We start from the raw sequence: 18271 nt of genomic DNA, 5'->3' as shown, positions 1-18271 counted from the left end.
AAACGTTAAAACGTGCCAGCTGCCGGTTTAACTGTAAAGATTGCTGTTTTCATCTGTCTGTAAGGAGCGATAAATGCCCAGAACTGCCAACTATGATGTGGCCAAGGTATTGAGTCAGGCCATTGATGTTTTTCTGGAATTCAGTTTTCACGGCGCCGTAATGGATGACATCATAGCCCGCACCGGATTTAACCGCCGGGCGTTTTATCTTGAGTTTGGCTCAAAGCAGACCTTTTTATACCGGGTGCTGGAGCATTATCAGCAAACGCAGCTGTTTCCGGTTTTTGTTGAGCTGGAAGCACGCCGGGGGATGATTTCAATTGAGCATTTTTTCAATCGCTATATCCGGCTTATTCACGGTCGGGGCTGTCTGCTGATCAATTGTATCAGTGAACTGGGCAAGCAGGATGACACTGTTCGCAACATGGGCAGACACTACCTGGACCGGTTGCAGCTGGATTTTATCGGGTGTCTGGAGCGCGCCCAGCATATGCAGGAAATGGCTGCCGGAGTAAATATTGAGTCTACCGCATTACAGCTGACCAGCTATGTACAGGGGTTTGCGGTGACTGCGGTGGTGGCCGACAGTGCCGAAGAAATGCAGCTGGCCACAGCAACTTTACTGACACCAATAAAAGCCGGCTGAGCAGCTGTTTTTTGATAAATCTGCCCCATTATAGCTATAGGTTATTTCAGATAGTTAAAAACATCCTATGTCAGATCCACTTTATCGTGTTCAGTTTGTTTGTAACGGCGAACGTTACGAGGTTTATGTCAAATCCCTGAGCCAGGGCAGTTTGTTCGGGTTTGTTGAGCTCAGCGATTTTGTCTGGAACACCCACTCCACCGTTGTGGTCGACCCGTCTCATGAAAAGTTAAAATCTGAGTTTGCCGATGTGAACAGAACTTACGTTCCGATGCATAATGTGTTACGTATAGATGCTGTTAATAAAAAAGGCACCGCCAAGATTTCGCAGTTAGCTGACAACATCGCTGCGTTTCCGGGCCCTATCTATACACCCAGAAAAGACTAAACAACGGCAGGTACCCAAGGTCCCTGCCTGACCGGTACTTATGATAAAAAAAATAATTCCTTTGTGGCTGGCGTCAGTCATCACCCTGCCCGTGTGGGCAGATACCCCGGCAAGCCAGCAACTCAACACCCTGACTCAGCAGGCCTGGCAGTATGAACAAACGTTACAGGAAACTGTGCCGGCTGACATTTCTCCGGAGGCGCTGAAAACCCAGCATCAGCAATATGAACAGTTTTTATCGCAGGTTAATAATATTGACCCGGACGGGCTGAACAAAGAAGAAAAAATCACGCGTCTGATGCAGGCCTATCGCCTGCAAAACTATGTGGATGAATACCGCTTTGAGGCCTATAAAGTCCCGATTACCTCAGAGTATGGCTTTCACAGCGCTCTGGCTAGTCTGCCCACCAGCAGCAGGCTGAAAAACAGGGAGGATTATCAGGCCTATCTGGATAAACTCAGCCGAATCAGCGGGTATATTGATCAGCAGATTGCCTATATGCGTCAGGGTATCAAAGAAGGCTACACCCAACCTAAAGCGGTGTTGTCCGGTTATGAAAAAACCGTATCATCCCTAATTGCCTCACAGGCCCGGGATAGTCTGTTTTACCGCCCTTTCATCACGCCTTCTGCAACCCTGAGCCAAGCGGATGTCACCACCTTGTCGGCCCGCGCCAAAACCCTGATAAACGAGCAGGTCAACCCGGCTCTTAAGCGTCTTTATACCTTTTTTGTTGAACAGTACATTCCTCAGGCCAGAACCAGCATTGCGGCTAAAGACTGGCCAAACGGGGAAGCTTACTATCAAAACCGGATTGCCCATTACACCACAACCAGCATGAACGCCCGTCAGATTCACAAACTGGGCTTACAGGAAGTCAAACGTATTCGCCTGGCGATGAGAGAAGTGGTGAAGCAGGCTGATTTTGATGGCTCTGTGGATGACTTTATTGCGTTTTTGCGCACTGATCCGCAATTTTATGCCACCACAGCCAAAGGGCTGCTCAAAGAAGCCAGTTACATCGCCAAAAAAGCCGATGCCGGATTACCGGCGCTGTTTGAAACGCTGCCACGGATTCCCTATGGAGTTGCGCCGGTACCTGACAATATTGCGCCCAAATATACCACTGGTCGTTATATTCATCCTGCCAACCCTACTGAGCCGGCTTATTACTGGGTGAATACCTATGCGCTGGATAAACGCCCGCTATATGCATTGCCGGCCCTGACCCTGCACGAAGCGGTGCCCGGCCATCATCTGCAAATTTCACTGGCCGATGAAATGGATCAGTTACCGAATGTGAGACGCGCCACCTATATTTCAGCGTTTGGTGAAGGCTGGGGGCTGTACTCAGAATTTCTGGGCATAGAGATGGGAATTTATGAAACCCCGTATGACGACTTTGGCCGCTTAAGCTATGAAATGTGGCGGGCCTGCCGCCTGGTGGTAGATACCGGAATGCACATGTTTGGCTGGAGTCGTCAGCAGGCGATTGATTATATGCTAAAAAACACTGCGTTATCGGAGCACAATATAACCACTGAGGTAGACCGTTATATCTCATGGCCGGCGCAGGCCTTATCGTACAAGATTGGCGAGATTAAAATTCGCCAGTTACGGGATAAAGCAGAACAGGAACTGGGGGAGCGCTTTGATATCCGTCAGTTCCACAGCGCAGTACTCAGACACGGCTCCGTTCCGTTGTTTGTGCTCGAAGACAATATCAACCAATACATTCAGGCAGTAAAGACAGGGCAGTAGTATGGTGGCATTCGGTGTTATCGGTATTTTGGTACTTATACTGATTTACTTTGTTATGCGTACCCAGACGCTGCAACGTGAAATCGCGCTAACTAAAAATAGTGTCAAAGCCAGTTCACAAAAAGTGCAGGATACACAGCTAGGTCTGGCGCAGGTGCTTTCACAGATGCAGTCTGTGTATGAGGAACGTCTTGAACAAGGCCAGAAAAGTGGCATTGTGAGTAGCAATTCGCTGCCGGTTTTGCGGTTTATCATGCAAAACTTTGCGGTGGTGACCCAGCGCTGTTTTGAACAGGGCCATACGGTAGAAGAAGCGCTTACGGCTTCCTTAAACCAGCAGGAAGAAGTCTCCATAGAAGCCATCAGAGACTTGATCAAGCAGCAACCTCCACAGGTACGCATGGCCTGGGTAAAAAATACGCCGGGAGGTTTTATGGCTGCCTGCGATGGCCTGACCAAACTGGCTATGGGACAAAAAATTGCCCCGGCAGAAAAAGTGCACAGCTAAGTTTCTGATCACTAAAAAGTTAAGCGCCGGACGGTTTTCCTTCCGGCGCTTTTTCATGAGTAAGAGACTTGTCAGACAGTAAATTACGCCTATAATACTGTATATCTATACAGGTGATTTATGACTGACTCAATCGTATCGTTACAAACAATCAGTGGTGTCTGGCGGGCCAGCGAAGGGCTGCATTTGCACCAGTCTCGCACGCCTACCGGGTTTACTCATCTGGATACGGCACTGGGAGGCGGATTTCCTCAGCAAGGACTGGTGAGGATCCGAAGCCTGACCGGAATTGGCGAGCTGACTTTTTTAACCCGTATCCTTGAGCAACATCATAGCCAGCGCCTGGTCGCATTTATTCAGCCGCCGGGGCTTATCAGTCAGTCTTGGCTAAGCCAGTGTAAGCTGACACCTGAACAGACGCTGATTATCTATCCCGATTCTGTTATTGATAGCCTGTGGGCCGCAGAGCAGTGCATTAAAAGTGAGGCTTGTCATAGCGTAGTGATCTGGGCCAGTCAGATTTCCCCGAAACAGGCCCGACGGCTTCAGGTTGCCGCCACCCAGCATCAGGTATTGTGTGTCATGTATGAATCGCAGCTGTGTCTGCGTCAGGCATTGCCGGTAACACTGGATTTAGAAATCCACCGGCAGGCAGACCAGCTGAATATCGACATTACCAAGCAAACCGGAAGCTGGCCGGGGTGTCATGCAGCCATACATCTGGCGCACACCCCCACCAATCAGGCGATTTATCATGTAATGTCACAATATGCTGGTCAACCTGAACATAATCACCGGGTTATTTAGGCGCTATCATGCTTTGGGTTTATCTGCACTTTCATCAGCTTTATCTGGATAGCGCAGCCGAGCAGCCTGCGCCTGACGCTCACTGTAAATCTCATCAACATTCAGTGGTTGTCTATCAGGCCTGCCATAACCGTATAACACAATGCAACCAGAGCGCTGAGAAAGCCGGTATACGCTGTGGTATGGGAATGGCTCAGGCGGCAGCCTTGTGTCCTGACCTCACCATACTGGACTATCAGAAAGAGCATGAAGTATTACGGCTACAAGCTCTGGCTAACCGACTGTATCTGCTGGTTGCAGATATTGTGCTATTTGAGCCGCAAGGGCTGGCTATTCGCCTTGATCCCCTTCTTCGCTATTACGATGGTCTGGATAATCTGTGGCGCACTGTGGCCAATGATCTACGCGAGACACAGGTACATTATCGCTTTGGTTTTGGCTGGAGTATTGAGGCTGCCCGTGTGCTGGCCTGTGCCCAACATAACCAGGTACTGGCGCAGCGCCAGCAGATAAAGGCGGCACTGGACAACTGCCCACTTGGCACTACTGAGCTCACCGGCAAACAACAGCAAAGTCTGGCCCGGGTCGGTATTAAGACGTTAGCTCAGCTTCTTGCCCTGCCGGCTACAGAGCTGGGCAAACGCTTTGATAATCAAATGGTGACTTATTTGTGCGCTCTGCGTAACGATACTATTCCCCGGTATCATTCTTACCGGCCGACGGCTATTTTTCACAGCGTGATTGAACCGGCTTATGAGATAAGCCAGGCGGATCAGCTTATGCCATGGCTAAAAAAACTGGTGGCGGAGTTTTGTGATTATGCGCGGCTGCGCAACCGGGTTGCGTTTGTCCTCGAATTTACCCTGCATTTTCGCGAGGCTGACAATAAACCACTGCGAATCAGTGCCTCCGCACCGCTGTATCAGGCATCTCAATGGAATTCACTGATTGGCCTGAAACTGGAAACTCTGCAACTGACAGAACCTGTGACGTTGCTTTCATTAACCGTGGATGAACTGCAAGAGATCAACGAGCAGACCAATGACTTTTTTAATAACAGAAATCACCTGTTTGCTCAAAAGCAGTTACTCAGTCGCTTACAAGTACGTCTGGGGGACGCGGCGCTTCGTACTCCGCTAAGCGGGCAGGATTACCGGCAGGAGAAGCTATCTTCATTTGCAACATCAACCAGTGACACATATTCAGCCCAGCCGCTGCCCTGTTTTACACTGGACAGCCCGACGTGTTTGACCGAACAGGTACATATTGAACATGGCCCGGTACGCCTTCAAACCGGCTGGTGGGACGCCGCTCCGGTTAAACGGGATTATTTTATCGCCAGAACCCCTCAGCAGCAGCGGGTACAAATTTACCGGGAAGGCGATAACTGGTTTATCCACGGTTGGTACAGCTGATGTTTGCTGAATTGATATGCCAGTCAAACTTTAGCTTTCTGCACGGCGCCTCCGACCCTGAAGAGTTGGTGAATACCGCCTCGTTTTTGGGCTATCACAGTCTGGCTCTGACCGATGAATGCTCAGTGGCTGGCATTGTCAGAGCTTATGCTGAGATCCAGCGTAACAACTTGCCGCTAAAACTGATTACCGGGAGTCGCTTTACCCTGGCCGGAAACTTTCATTTTGCCTTACTGTGCCCTACCCGCAAAGCCTACGCCGAGCTTTGCAGAATTATCACTAATGCCCGTCGCCGCGCCGAAAAAGGCCAGTACTCACTGGCAGAGTGGGATATTAAATCTATTCGCCATTGTTACATTGTCTGGTTACCGGGCGTTTGCGAGAACACCAATCAGCACTGGGGGCAATGGCTAAACCGATATCATCCGTCACGTACATGGCTTGCTGCCACCCGCCCGCTGGATGGCAGTGACGACACTCGTTTTGCCCTGATTCAGAGGCTTAATACCGACTTTCACTTCCCGGTCGTGGCCTCCTCTGAGGTGTTATTTCACGATGGACAACGCATGCCGGTACAGCATGTATTGCAGGCAATTAAACAGGGAATCCAGGTCAGTCAGCTGGGTTATGATGGTCTGCCCAATGCAGAGCGTACCCTGCGGCCACTGAAAAAACTGAATAAACTGTTTCCTGCTCGCTGGCTAAGTGAGACAACCCGCCTGGCCGAACAGTGCAGCTTTACCCTGAGTGAACTGAAATATCAGTATCCGGCTGAAATTGTTCCAGCAGGTTACAGTCCTGACTCATACCTGCGTGAATGTGTAGAAACAGGAATTGTGCGCAGGTTTGGCGGCGAACCAAGTGGTGAAATCAGGGCGATTATTGAAAAAGAAATGACCCTGATTGCCGAGCAGCAGTATGCCTGCTTCTTTTTAACCATTTATGATGTGGTGCAGTTTGCCCGCCAGCAAGGCATTTTGTATCAGGGGCGCGGCTCGGCAGCAAACTCCGTAGTGTGTTATTGCCTTGAGATCACCGCCGTCGATCCTCGTCAGATTGATGTATTGTTTGAGCGCTTTATTTCTAAAGAGCGCGATGAGCCCCCCGATATTGATGTGGACTTTGAACATGATCGCCGTGAAGAGGTCATTCAGTATATCTATCAAAAATATGGTCGGGAACGCACAGCCTTAGCGGCAACCGTCATCACTTTCCGGTTTAAAAGCGCTTTTCGCGAAGTCGGTAAAGCTCTGGGATTTGCTGAATCGCAGCTGGACTTTATTATTAAGAATATTAACCGACGGGATCGCACCATACCGTGGCAGGCCCAGCTTGCCGGACTCGGACTGGACAAAAACAGCTATCAGGTACGCCAGCTCATTTATCTGGTAGAACAAATCGTCGGATTTCCGCGCCATTTATCCCAGCATGTGGGTGGCTTTGTTATATCAAGCGGCCCTCTGTATGAGCTGGTACCGGTAGAAAATGCAGCCATGCATGAACGTACTGTGATTCAGTGGGATAAAGATGACTTGGAAACACTGGGGCTGCTGAAGGTCGATGTACTGGCGCTGGGTATGCTTAGCGCTATCCGGCGTACCTTTGACACGATAGAAAATCAAATGGGCTGGCGGCCTTCCATTGCTTTTATTACTGGTTTGGGTGACGACCGCCAGGTGTATGACATGATTGGTCAGGCTGATACGGTAGGAGTATTTCAGATTGAATCACGGGCGCAGATGAGCATGTTGCCCCGCTTAAAGCCCAGGCGCTATTATGACCTGGTGGTACAAATTGCCATTGTCAGACCCGGTCCAATTCAGGGTGACATGGTCCATCCCTATCTCAAGCGTCGACACGGGCAGGAAAGCGCCAGTTATCCTTCGGCTGACGTAGAACGGGTACTTTCCCGAACAATGGGAGTACCAATTTTCCAGGAGCAAGTGATTCAGCTAGCCATGGTGGCAGCCGGCTTTAGTGGCGGAGAAGCCGATCAGTTACGCCGCGCTATGGCCAGCTGGAAAAAAAACGGACGACTGAATTTATTCAAAGACAAACTCATCAGCGGTATGTTGGGTAAAGGGTATAAGCGGGATTATGCCGAACAGCTCTTTGAGCAAATTAAAGGGTTCAGTGGCTATGGATTCCCCGAGTCTCATTCTGCTTCTTTTGCCGTACTGGCGTATGTATCCTGCTGGCTGAAATATTATTTTCCGGCCGAATTTTATATTGGCCTGCTGAATAGCTGGCCCATGGGTTTTTATACACCAAGTCAGCTCATTCAGGATGCCCAGCGTCATCAGATCACGGTAAAACCAGTGTGTATCAATAATTCGCAGTGGGACCACACCCTGTCCATCCAAAGTCATTATAAAGAGATTCAGCTGGGACTCAGGCAAGTTAAAGGATTACAGGAAGAGAACCTGGCCAGGGTACTGGCAGCACGTCCACCTTGCGGTTTTAGTCATATCCGGCAAATCCAGCAGCTAGATATTTTCAACAAACATGCACTTGAAGCACTGGCCAGTGCCAACGCGCTTCGCAGTCTTGCAGGCAACCGGTTTGAAGCCCGTTGGCAGATTATGGATAAACAAACAGAACTACCTCTGTTTGAAGAGGCTGAGTCTGACGCGCTAAACTTGTGTCCGTCCGACACTCAAAACCTGCTTGAAGACTATCACTCAACCTCATTGTCGGTTGAGCATCACCCGATTAAACTGATTGCGCAGAGCCGGCCTTTAAAAAATATCACCTTTGCCAGTCAACTGGCAAAGTCTGCGCCACAATCGATAGTTCACCTGTTAGGCTGCGTAACCTGTCGTCAGGCGCCAGGAACAGCAACTGGTGTGACGTTTTTGACTCTGGAGGACCATACCGGAAATATTAACGTTGTCATCTGGCAGTCAACGGCCCGACACCAGCAGCAACCTTATCTAAAAGCCACCATACTGCAGGTAGACGGTATTCTTGAGCGTTCCCCCGAAGGCGTCATACATGTTATTGCCGGTAAACTCACTGATCGAAGTGAGTGGCTTGATACGCTGAATGTCCCATCCCGGGATTTTCATTAACTATTCATCATTTTCTGGTAGTCTGACATTATTTGAGTAGTTTGTGTGCGTCATGCGTTTTTATGTAATAAGGCTCTTGCTTATTCTCAGTGTATTGCTGTTCTCAAGGCTGAGTACAGCAGAGCACTTTGTAGTGGGTGCGCAGAATATTGCGTACTACCCGCATTATGACTTTACCTCCCGAATCGATAAAGGATTAGGCTGGGCTATACTTCAGGCATACGCCAAAGCATCAGGCCATACTTTCAGTTATCTGGCAATGCCGACCATGCGCTTACAACGGGAATTGATAAAAGGACATGTTGATTTTGTTTATCCGGATAATCCCCGATGGCATATGGCGGTACCGGATGAAACGCACAAGTTCTTTTCCAAGCCTTTTGTCATGACCACTGGCGCCACCTTTGTTACCCGCAGTAATGCCAGTAAATCGCTAGGTGAGGTAAACAGTGTGGCCTATCCGCTGGGCTTCTCCCCTGACATCTGGTCCAGCTTACTGACAAACCGGCAGGTAGCCCTAACCAGCGTGACTGAGTTGTCCGCCGCTTTTGAATTACTTGTAAAGAACAGGGTCGATGCAGCGACACTGGAATATACTGTTGCTCAGCATCTGATTCACACCTCTGGCCGGTTTAAAAATATTATCGTCAATCCGGCTCTGCCAATTGATCAGGTTGGCTTCAGGCTATCCTCGCTCAATCATCCTTCTATTATTGACGATCTGAATACCTTTATTACCTCGCATCCTGACATTATCGCCGACCTTTATGAAAGATATAATATCGCTATACCGCCCGGGATAGAGGCGCTTGCCGGCGCCAGATTTCCGTAAACTACACCGGGCAGTGTAAATGTTCCAACAATGCCTGTGCAATTTTCATACTATACTTATATAAAAATCAGTATCCTATAGATTTTTTATATATATAAAAGCAAGTTAGCAATCTGGAAAGATGTTTGCTCTGCCCCTCGTGTTAGTACGAGGAGACAACATGAAACCCACACTTTTATTCATTTTTTTGCCACTGGCTTTGCTGTTCAGCGCTCAGCTAATGGCCCGTGAGCAAGCTGTAGCGATTGATTATTTAAATGGCTCGGATGATATAGAAGGGATTCGACTTGCGTATCGCCCATTAACCCATGATCTTACAACAAGCTGGTTTGGCGATATCGAGCTTTATTGGGAGGTCAGCGCAAATTTCTGGGAGTACGGTGATCAGAACACGCATACCAGTAACTATGCCGTCGCCATTTCTCCGGTGATCGTTAAACACCTGACTACAATTGCGGATAAGTATCCGGTTTATCTTGAAGCAGGTATCGGCGCCAGCCTGGTAGATGATCGGACATTTGCCGGAAAAGATATCGGTTCGCATTATCAATTTGAGGACCGCATTGGCTTTATTTTCAGTTTGGATAATAAAGAGCGTCATCAGGTAAGTGTTCGCTATATGCATTACTCCAATGCAGGCTTAAGCAATGACAACCCGGGACTGGACTTCATTACATTGTCTTACATACGTAATTTTTAATACATTTTTATCATGAAGCCTTTTCAGGTGTGACTATACATCTGACACGGCAGACATTTATCATTTAGTTAATATTTTACATATCATATTGAATAAATTAACAATTTATCATTCGGCACGGGATATGTATTACTTTTATTGTTTTTAGCCACAATACGGTGGCACTCAGGACCAAGGAGCTAACTATGAAAAAGTTAACACTGGCAGTAATCGTATCAGCAACCATGAGTACAGGTGCTTTTGCGAATGATCATATGGATAAAATCGATTCTACCTTCGCTGATCTGGACACAGACAAAAATGGCATGGTCAGCATGAGCGAAGCAGAAAGTTCTACTGTGAAAGATTATTTTGATTCGCTTGATACTAACAGCGACGATGCCATATCGCAAAATGAGTTCATCACCTATATGGAGTCTAAACCGTCTAAGTTTACGCAGGATGCAAAGGATAATATCCGCTATACCGAAGTAGAGGTTGAAAAAGACATGGATGAAGTGGCAAGTCAGACAGATGCTACCGTTGCACAGGCGGGACAGGATATGGACCAGTCGATGGATCATGCCAGCACTCAGGCGCAGAGTAATATGCAAAACATGGATAATGAGATGCATGCGGTAAAAGCGCATGGCCAGGACTCTATGGATGGATACAAAACGCAGAAAGCTGAAAATGGTGAAATAGCCATGGATAGCGAACAGGCTGCACAGCCTAAAGGCGAAGTCGTTGCCCGTAATGAATTTAAAATGCTGGATGCGAATGGTGACGGTGAAGTTACCAAAGACGAAGCATCCAAGGTAGGTATTAACAGCACATTTGATGACATTGATGCGAATGATGATGAAGTACTGACCCGCAACGAATACAAAATGTATCGTGATTCAGAAGAAGCTGAAGAGTAATACATCCACACCAGATAGTTCCCTTGCCCGCCTCAGTGCGGGCTTTTTTATTTTCCGTCATCCTTGAGTCGTTTTACCTCCTCTCGTCGTCCCGGAATCGCGTAGCGATCTTCCGTGGGAACGTGGCTCACTTTGAAAGGTGACGTTTTACTTTCTCCCGTCGTCCCGGAATCGCGTAGCGATATCCGGGATCTCCCAGGGAACATGGCTACCTATCAAAGAGGATGTTTTACATCAGCCAGAGTGTTCACGAGATCCCCGTTTTCACGGGGATGACGGGAGAGTCGGAGATCTCTGCTTTCGCAGGGGCGACGGTATTAAGAAGCCTTCGCTTTCACGGACATTACGGTAGGTCGTATCAGGGGCTTCTGTGGAATGTCCCCCCTCAAATAAATGATGCCTTCCCCTCCCGTCGTCCCGGAATCGCGTAGCTATATCCGGGATCTCCTTGGGGACATGGATACCTATCAAAGATGATGTTTTCTATCAGCCAGACTGTTCACGAGATCCCCGTTTTCACGGGGACGACGGAAAGTTGTATCAGGGAGATTTATGGAACATGGCTACCTATCAAAGAGGATGTTTTAAATCAGCCAGGCTGTTCACGAGATCCCCGTTTTCACGGGGATGACGGAAGGTTGTATCAGGGAACTTTATGGAACATGGCTACCTATCAAAGATGATGTTTTGAATCGGCCAGGCTGTTTACGAGATCCCCGTTTTCACGGGGATGACGGAGAGTCGGAGATCCCTGCTTTCGCAGGGTCGACAGTATATTTGGTGTGTGTACAAGGAATTTATTACTCTTTGATAATACGACTCTCACATGGGAGCGGTGAACGGTGAGCGTAGCGAACGAGGGGTGCCGGTGGCACGCCGAGAGTGAAGCGCGCGAGGCATGGATGCCGAGCTGGACTATGCTTCAGGGATGAATCGATAACAAAGATATCAGGCAGTGGCATAAACCCGAACAGCCCCGATGGGTTGGGTTTTCATCTGATGTAGCGCAGCGTGCTGCGCATAAACGAAAAAAGCCCACTCAAATGAGTGGGCTTTCTCGTGTAATGAGGAGTCTGGCGGTGTGCTACTCTCACATGGGGGTTCTAAGCGGTCGTCGCAGACGATGAGGAATGCCCAATGGCATTCCGGGAGCGCAGAACGGTCGAGCTCTGCGAGACCATGGAAACCCGGCTTAGCCGCGGATGACCGCGAGGTGGCTGTGGCCAGTTTTCTGGCCTTAGAAACAACAAAGCCCACTCAATGAGTGGGCTATGATGTTTCTTTGAATTGGGAGTCTGGCGGTGTGCTACTCTCACATGGGGAAACCCCACACTACCATCGCCGCTAATACGTTTCACTTCTGAGTTCGGAATGGGATCAGGTGGGACCGTATCGCTATGGCCGCCAGACAAAAACTGGTGGTTACCGATGTTTCATCGATAACGTACAATCTGGAAAAAACTGATATTCAATCAAAAGTGAGTAACACTACTCTATATGCTTAGCTTGTCACTACAACCTTCACAGCCTGCGGCCGCTTTGGGTTGTATGGTTAAGCCTTTCGGGCAATTAGTACAGGTTAGCTTAACGCCTTACAACGCTTCCACACCCTGCCTATCAACGTCGTCGTCTACAACAACCCTTCCAGACCTTAAAGGTCAGGGATGACTCATCTCTGGGCCGGCTTCCCGCTTAGATGCTTTCAGCGGTTATCCGTTCCGAACGTAGCTACCGGGCAATGCGATTGGCATCACAACCCGAACACCAGCGGTTTCGTCCACTCCGGTCCTCTCGTACTAGGAGCAGCTCCCATCAATCATCCAACGCCCACACCAGATAGGGACCGAACTGTCTCACGACGTTCTAAACCCAGCTCGCGTACCACTTTAAATGGCGAACAGCCATACCCTTGGGACCGACTTCAGCCCCAGGATGTGATGAGCCGACATCGAGGTGCCAAACACCGCCGTCGATATGAACTCTTGGGCGGTATCAGCCTGTTATCCCCGGAGTACCTTTTATCCGTTGAGCGATGGCCCTTCCATACAGAACCACCGGATCACTATGACCTACTTTCGTACCTGCTCGACGTGTCTGTCTCGCAGTTAAGCTAGCTTATGCCATTGCACTAACCTCACGATGTCCGACCGTGATTAGCTAACCTTCGTGCTCCTCCGTTACTATTTGGGAGGAGACCGCCCCAGTCAAACTACCCACCAGACACTGTCCTCATCCCCGATAAAGGGACTAAGTTAGAACATCAAACATACCAGGGTGGTATTTCAAGGTCGGCTCCGTATGAACTGGCGTCCATACTTCAAAGCCTCCCACCTATCCTACACAAGTAGGTTCAATGTTCAGTGCCAAGCTGTAGTAAAGGTTCACGGGGTCTTTCCGTCTAGGTGCGGGTACACAGCATCTTCACTGCGATTTCAATTTCACTGAGTCTCGGGTGGAGACAGCGTGGCCATGGTTACACCATTCGTGCAGGTCGGAACTTACCCGACAAGGAATTTCGCTACCTTAGGACCGTTATAGTTACGGCCGCCGTTTACCGGGGCTTCGATCAAGAACTTCGCTTACGCTAATCCCATCAATTAACCTTCCGGCACCGGGCAGGTGTCACACCCTATACGTCCTCTTTCGAGTTTGCAGAGTGCTGTGTTTTTAATAAACAGTCCCAGCCACCTGGTCACTGCGACCCCCAAAAGCTTACTGCGTAAAGCATTCACCTTCAGGGGCGTACCTTCTCCCGAAGTTACGGTACTATTTTGCCGAGTTCCTTCACCCGAGTTCTCTCAAGCGCCTTAGTATTCTCTACCTGACCACCTGTGTCGGTTTGGGGTACGGTTCATATAATCATAAGTTTAGAAGCTTTTCCTGGAAGCAGGGCATCAACAACTTCACTCCCTTGGGAGCTCGTCTCGTGTCTCGACCTTGAAGAACCGGATTTTCCTGATTCTTCAGCCTACTCACTTTCACCTGGACTACCAACGCCAGGCTTGCTTAGCCTTCTCCGTCCCTCCATCACTGATTATACAAGTACGGGAATATTAACCCGTTTCCCATCGACTACGCATTTCTGCCTCGCCTTAGGGGCCGACTTACCCTGCCCTGATTAGCATGGGACAGGAAACCTTGGTCTTCCGGCGTGCGGGTTTTTCACCCGCATTATCGTTACTCATGTCAGCATTCGCACTTGTGATATGTCCAGCAAACCTTACAGTTCACCTTCATCCACTTACACAACGCTCCCCTACCCAGCATGTAAACATGCTGCCGCAGCTTCGGTATATTGCTTAGCCCCGTTACATCTTCCGCGCAGGCCGACTCGACTAGTGAGCTATTACGCTTTCTTTAAAGGGTGGCTGCTTCTAAGCCAACCTCCTAGCTGTCTATGCCTTCCCACATCGTTTCCCACTTAGCAATATTTAGGGACCTTAGCTGGCGGTCTGGGTTGTTTCCCTCTCCACGACGGACGTTAGCACCCGCCGTGTGTCTCCCGGATAGTTCTCATTGGTATTCGGAGTTTGCAAAGGGTTGGTAAGTCGGGATGACCCCCTAGCCTTAACAGTGCTCTACCCCCAATGGAATTCGTCCGAGGCTCTACCTAAATAGATTTCGGGGAGAACCAGCTATCTCCCGGTTTGATTGGCCTTTCACCCCCAGCCACAAGTCATCCCCTGACTTTTCAACGTCAGTGGGTTCGGTCCTCCAGTTGATGTTACTCAACCTTCAACCTGCTCATGGCTAGATCACCGGGTTTCGGGTCTATACCTGGCAACTCAACGCGCAGTTAACACTCGCTTTCGCTACGGCTCCGTTATTTACTTAACCTCGCTACCAAATATAAGTCGCTGACCCATTATACAAAAGGTACGCAGTCACCACACGAAGTGGCTCCCACTGCTTGTACGTATACGGTTTCAGGTTCTATTTCACTCCCCTCACAGGGGTTCTTTTCGCCTTTCCCTCACGGTACTGGTTCACTATCGGTCAGTTAGGAGTATTTAGCCTTGGAGGATGGTCCCCCCATTTTCAGTCAAGATAACACGTGTCCCGACCTACTCGATTTCACACTTAATTCGTCTTCGTGTACGGGGCTGTCACCCGGTATCGCGCCACTTCCCAGAGGCTTCCACTAACTTATAAAATGCTTAAGGGCTGCTCCCCGTTCGCTCGCCGCTACTAGGGGAATCTCGGTTGATTTCTTTTCCTAAGGGTACTTAGATGTTTCAGTTCCCCTCGTTTGCCTCGTTACACTATGTATTCATGTAACGATACCTGTAAACAGGTGGGTTTCCCCATTCGGACATCTGTGGCTCAAATGCATTTTGTCGGCTCACCACAGCTTTTCGCAGACTTACACGTCCTTCATCGCCTCTAACTGCCAAGGCATCCACCGTATACGCTTTGTCACTTAACCATACAACCCAAAACAGCCTTTTGACTTCTGTTTTGTCGGTGACTTAACACCTGTTATATGATGACAAGCTAATCGTGAATATCCTTGTTATCAATCAAATCGATAACAAGTAATTCGAATCAGATAGAGTAGCTTTTGAAAGAACATCTTTCGATATTCTCAGTTACTCAATTTTGATTGATTACTAATATCAGCTTTCCAAATTGTTAAAGAACAAGATTTGCTCTGCGTCTTAAAAAAGACACATAACAAAACAATCTGTGTGAACACTACGCTAAGAATGTCAGTCGATTCTTTTGGTAAGGAGGTGATCCAACCGCAGGTTCCCCTACGGTTACCTTGTTACGACTTCACCCCAGTCATGAAACACAAAGTGGTAATCGTTCTCCCGAAGGTTAAACTAACTACTTCTTTTGCATCCCACTCCCATGGTGTGACGGGCGGTGTGTACAAGGCCCGGGAACGTATTCACCGCAGTATTCTGACCTGCGATTACTAGCGATTCCGACTTCACGGAGTCGAGTTGCAGACTCCGATCCGGACTACGATATTCTTTAAGGGGTCCGCTCCACATCGCTGTCTCGCTTCCCTCTGTAAATACCATTGTAGCACGTGTGTAGCCCTACACGTAAGGGCCATGATGACTTGACGTCGTCCCCACCTTCCTCCGGTTTGTCACCGGCAGTCTCCTTAGAGTGCCCAACTAAATGCTGGCAACTAAGGACAAGGGTTGCGCTCGTTGCGGGACTTAACCCAACATCTCACGACACGAGCTGACGACAGCCATGCAGCACCTGTGTCAGAGTTCCCGAAGGCACCAATCCATCTCTGGAAAGTTCTCTGCATGTCAAGTGTAGGTAAGGTTCTTCGCGTTGCATCGAATTAAACCACATGCTCCACCGCTTGTGCGGGCCCCCGTCAATTCATTTGAGTTTTAACCTTGCGGCCGTACTCCCCAGGCGGTCTACTTATCGCGTTAGCTTCGCTACTCACAACTTAAAGTCGCAAACAGCTAGTAGACAGCGTTTACGGTGTGGACTACCAGGGTATCTAATCCTGTTCGCTACCCACACTTTCGCACATGAGCGTCAGTCTTTGGCCAGGGAGTCGCCTTCGCCACTGATGTTCCTCCAGATATCTACGCATTTCACCGCTACACCTGGAATTCCACTCCCCTCTCCAAGACTCTAGTCTGCCAGTTCTAAATGACCGTCCCAGGTTGAGCCCGGGGCTTTCACATCTAGCTTAACAAACCGCCTGCGTGCGCTTTACGCCCAGTAATTCCGATTAACGCTTGCACCCTCCGTATTACCGCGGCTGCTGGCACGGAGTTAGCCGGTGCTTCTTCTGTGGGTAACGTCAATCTAAGCAGGTATTAACTACTTAGCCTTCCTCCCCACTGAAAGTGCTTTACAACCCGAAGGCCTTCTTCACACACGCGGCATGGCTGGATCAGGGTTGCCCCCATTGTCCAATATTCCCCACTGCTGCCTCCCGTAGGAGTCTGGGCCGTGTCTCAGTCCCAGTGTGGCTGATCTTCCTCTCAGAACAGCTAGAGATCGTTGCCTTGGTAAGCCTTTACCTTACCAACTAGCTAATCTCACTTGGGCCTCTCTAAGCGCGGGAGCCTAAGCCCCCTTTGGTTCCGAAGAACATTATGCGGTATTAGCCACCGTTTCCAGTGGTTATCCCCCTCGCCAAGGCAAGTTCCCAAGCATTACTCACCCGTCCGCCGCTCGTCAGCGATGTGCAAGCACATCCTGTTACCGCTCGACTTGCATGTGTTAGGCCTGCCGCCAGCGTTCAATCTGAGCCATGATCAAACTCTTCAATTAAAATCGAAAAACTATATATGAATCGTCGGTTGACACTCTTAACGAGTGCCCACACAGATTGTCTTGTTATACATTGTTAAAGAACATTGGCGCTGCCTGTCTCAGGCTTCGCCTGCTTCGTTTCTCCCCGAAGCGGGATGCGCATTCTACGCTTTTTGTTGTCAGCGTCAACACTTTTTTGAAATTAATTTCTACAAAATGTTGGGCTTTCACTTAATGGCAAAAAAGGGCCATCCTTTCGGATAGCCCTTCTCTGTCAAATAGGAGTCTGGCGGTGTGCTACTCTCACATGGGGAAACCCCACACTACCATCGCCGCTAATACGTTTCACTTCTGAGTTCGGAATGGGATCAGGTGGGACCGTATCGCTATGGCCGCCAGACAAAAACTGTCGTGCAGAATTAACGAAGCAAGTGGCTGCGCGTAGCGCAACTGATTACTGAGTTAACGTCTGCGCAAGGAGGACTTAATCAACGTATTGTTGTGGGTCAAGTCAGCCCTGCTGCAATCTGGAAAAAACTGATATTCAATCAAAACTGAGTAACACTACTCTATATGTTTAGCTTGTCACTACAACCTTCACAGCCTGTGGCCGCTTTGGGTTGTATGGTTAAGCCTTTCGGGCAATTAGTACAGGTTAGCTTAACGCCTTACAACGCTTCCACACCCTGCCTATCAACGTCGTCGTCTACAACAACCCTTCCAGACCTTAAAGGTCAGGGATGACTCATCTCTGGGCCGGCTTCCCGCTTAGATGCTTTCAGCGGTTATCCGTTCCGAACGTAGCTACCGGGCAATGCGATTGGCATCACAACCCGAACACCAGCGGTTCGTCCACTCCGGTCCTCTCGTACTAGGAGCAGCTCCCATCAATCATCCAACGCCCACACCAGATAGGGACCGAACTGTCTCACGACGTTCTAAACCCAGCTCGCGTACCACTTTAAATGGCGAACAGCCATACCCTTGGGACCGACTT

Annotated in this window: 10 protein-coding genes and 5 rRNA genes (1 of these 15 cut by a window edge); 10 read left to right on the top strand and 5 right to left on the bottom strand. The window is 49.2% G+C overall.

Going from position 1 to position 18271, the window contains the following annotated elements; genetic code table 11:
• Positions 1-73: 73 nt before the first annotated feature.
• The 10 genes from EZV72_RS00235 to EZV72_RS00190 all read left to right on the top strand — a co-directional run bounded on the left by EZV72_RS00235 (position 74) and on the right by EZV72_RS00190 (position 11031).
• Positions 74-646, top strand: a complete 573-nt coding sequence (locus EZV72_RS00235; RefSeq protein WP_137165363.1) for a TetR/AcrR family transcriptional regulator — start codon at positions 74-76, stop codon at positions 644-646.
• A 67-nt stretch (positions 647-713) separates the two neighbouring features.
• Positions 714-1034, top strand: coding sequence for a DUF1820 family protein (locus tag EZV72_RS00230; RefSeq protein ID WP_137165362.1), 321 nt, complete (start codon positions 714-716; stop codon positions 1032-1034).
• Positions 1035-1074: 40 nt separating this feature from the next.
• On the top strand, positions 1075-2796 hold the full coding sequence (locus EZV72_RS00225; protein WP_137165361.1) for a DUF885 domain-containing protein: 1722 nt from the start codon (positions 1075-1077) through the stop codon (positions 2794-2796).
• 1 nt (position 2797) lies between these two features.
• A complete protein-coding gene (locus tag EZV72_RS00220; protein ID WP_137165360.1) occupies positions 2798-3304 on the top strand; it encodes a hypothetical protein in 507 nt (168 codons plus the stop codon).
• A gap of 120 nt (positions 3305-3424) precedes the next feature.
• Positions 3425-4111: a translesion DNA synthesis-associated protein ImuA gene (imuA, locus tag EZV72_RS00215; RefSeq protein WP_137165359.1), complete on the top strand. Its 687-nt coding sequence runs from the start codon at positions 3425-3427 to the stop codon at positions 4109-4111.
• 8 nt (positions 4112-4119) lie between these two features.
• Positions 4120-5526, top strand: a complete 1407-nt coding sequence (locus EZV72_RS00210; protein WP_137165358.1) for a Y-family DNA polymerase — start codon at positions 4120-4122, stop codon at positions 5524-5526.
• Positions 5526-8597 carry an error-prone DNA polymerase gene (locus tag EZV72_RS00205; protein ID WP_217495169.1) on the top strand — a complete coding sequence of 1024 codons (3072 nt, stop codon included), beginning with the start codon at positions 5526-5528 and terminating at the stop codon, positions 8595-8597. Before EZV72_RS00210 ends, EZV72_RS00205 begins: the two co-directional genes overlap by 1 nt.
• A gap of 52 nt (positions 8598-8649) precedes the next feature.
• Positions 8650-9429, top strand: a complete 780-nt coding sequence (locus tag EZV72_RS00200) for a substrate-binding periplasmic protein (protein WP_137165357.1) — start codon at positions 8650-8652, stop codon at positions 9427-9429.
• A gap of 160 nt (positions 9430-9589) precedes the next feature.
• On the top strand, positions 9590-10129 hold the full coding sequence (locus tag EZV72_RS00195) for an acyloxyacyl hydrolase (protein ID WP_137165356.1): 540 nt from the start codon (positions 9590-9592) through the stop codon (positions 10127-10129).
• A 185-nt stretch (positions 10130-10314) separates the two neighbouring features.
• A complete protein-coding gene (locus EZV72_RS00190) occupies positions 10315-11031 on the top strand; it encodes an EF-hand domain-containing protein (RefSeq protein ID WP_137165355.1) in 717 nt (238 codons plus the stop codon).
• A 1293-nt stretch (positions 11032-12324) separates the two neighbouring features.
• Here the strand turns inward: EZV72_RS00190 and rrf (EZV72_RS00185) are convergent.
• From rrf (EZV72_RS00185) to EZV72_RS00165, 5 genes are all read right to left on the bottom strand, one after another.
• A 5S ribosomal RNA gene (gene rrf, locus EZV72_RS00185) occupies positions 12325-12440 on the bottom strand.
• 139 nt (positions 12441-12579) lie between these two features.
• Positions 12580-15457, bottom strand: a 23S ribosomal RNA gene (locus EZV72_RS00180).
• 300 nt (positions 15458-15757) lie between these two features.
• Positions 15758-17292, bottom strand: a 16S ribosomal RNA gene (locus EZV72_RS00175).
• A gap of 266 nt (positions 17293-17558) precedes the next feature.
• Positions 17559-17674, bottom strand: a 5S ribosomal RNA gene (rrf, locus tag EZV72_RS00170).
• 224 nt (positions 17675-17898) lie between these two features.
• Positions 17899-18271: ribosomal RNA gene (locus tag EZV72_RS00165) — 23S ribosomal RNA — on the bottom strand; it runs 2504 nt beyond the window's last position.
• Together the 16S, 23S and 5S rRNA genes form the textbook arrangement of a ribosomal RNA operon.

Origin of the sequence: Salinimonas lutimaris, assembly GCF_005222225.1 — a bacterium.
In the GTDB taxonomy this organism is placed as follows: Bacteria; Pseudomonadota; Gammaproteobacteria; order Enterobacterales; family Alteromonadaceae; genus Alteromonas; species Alteromonas lutimaris.
Note: the sequence above shows the minus strand (reverse complement) of the source record. Positions and strands in the feature narration are given on the sequence as shown.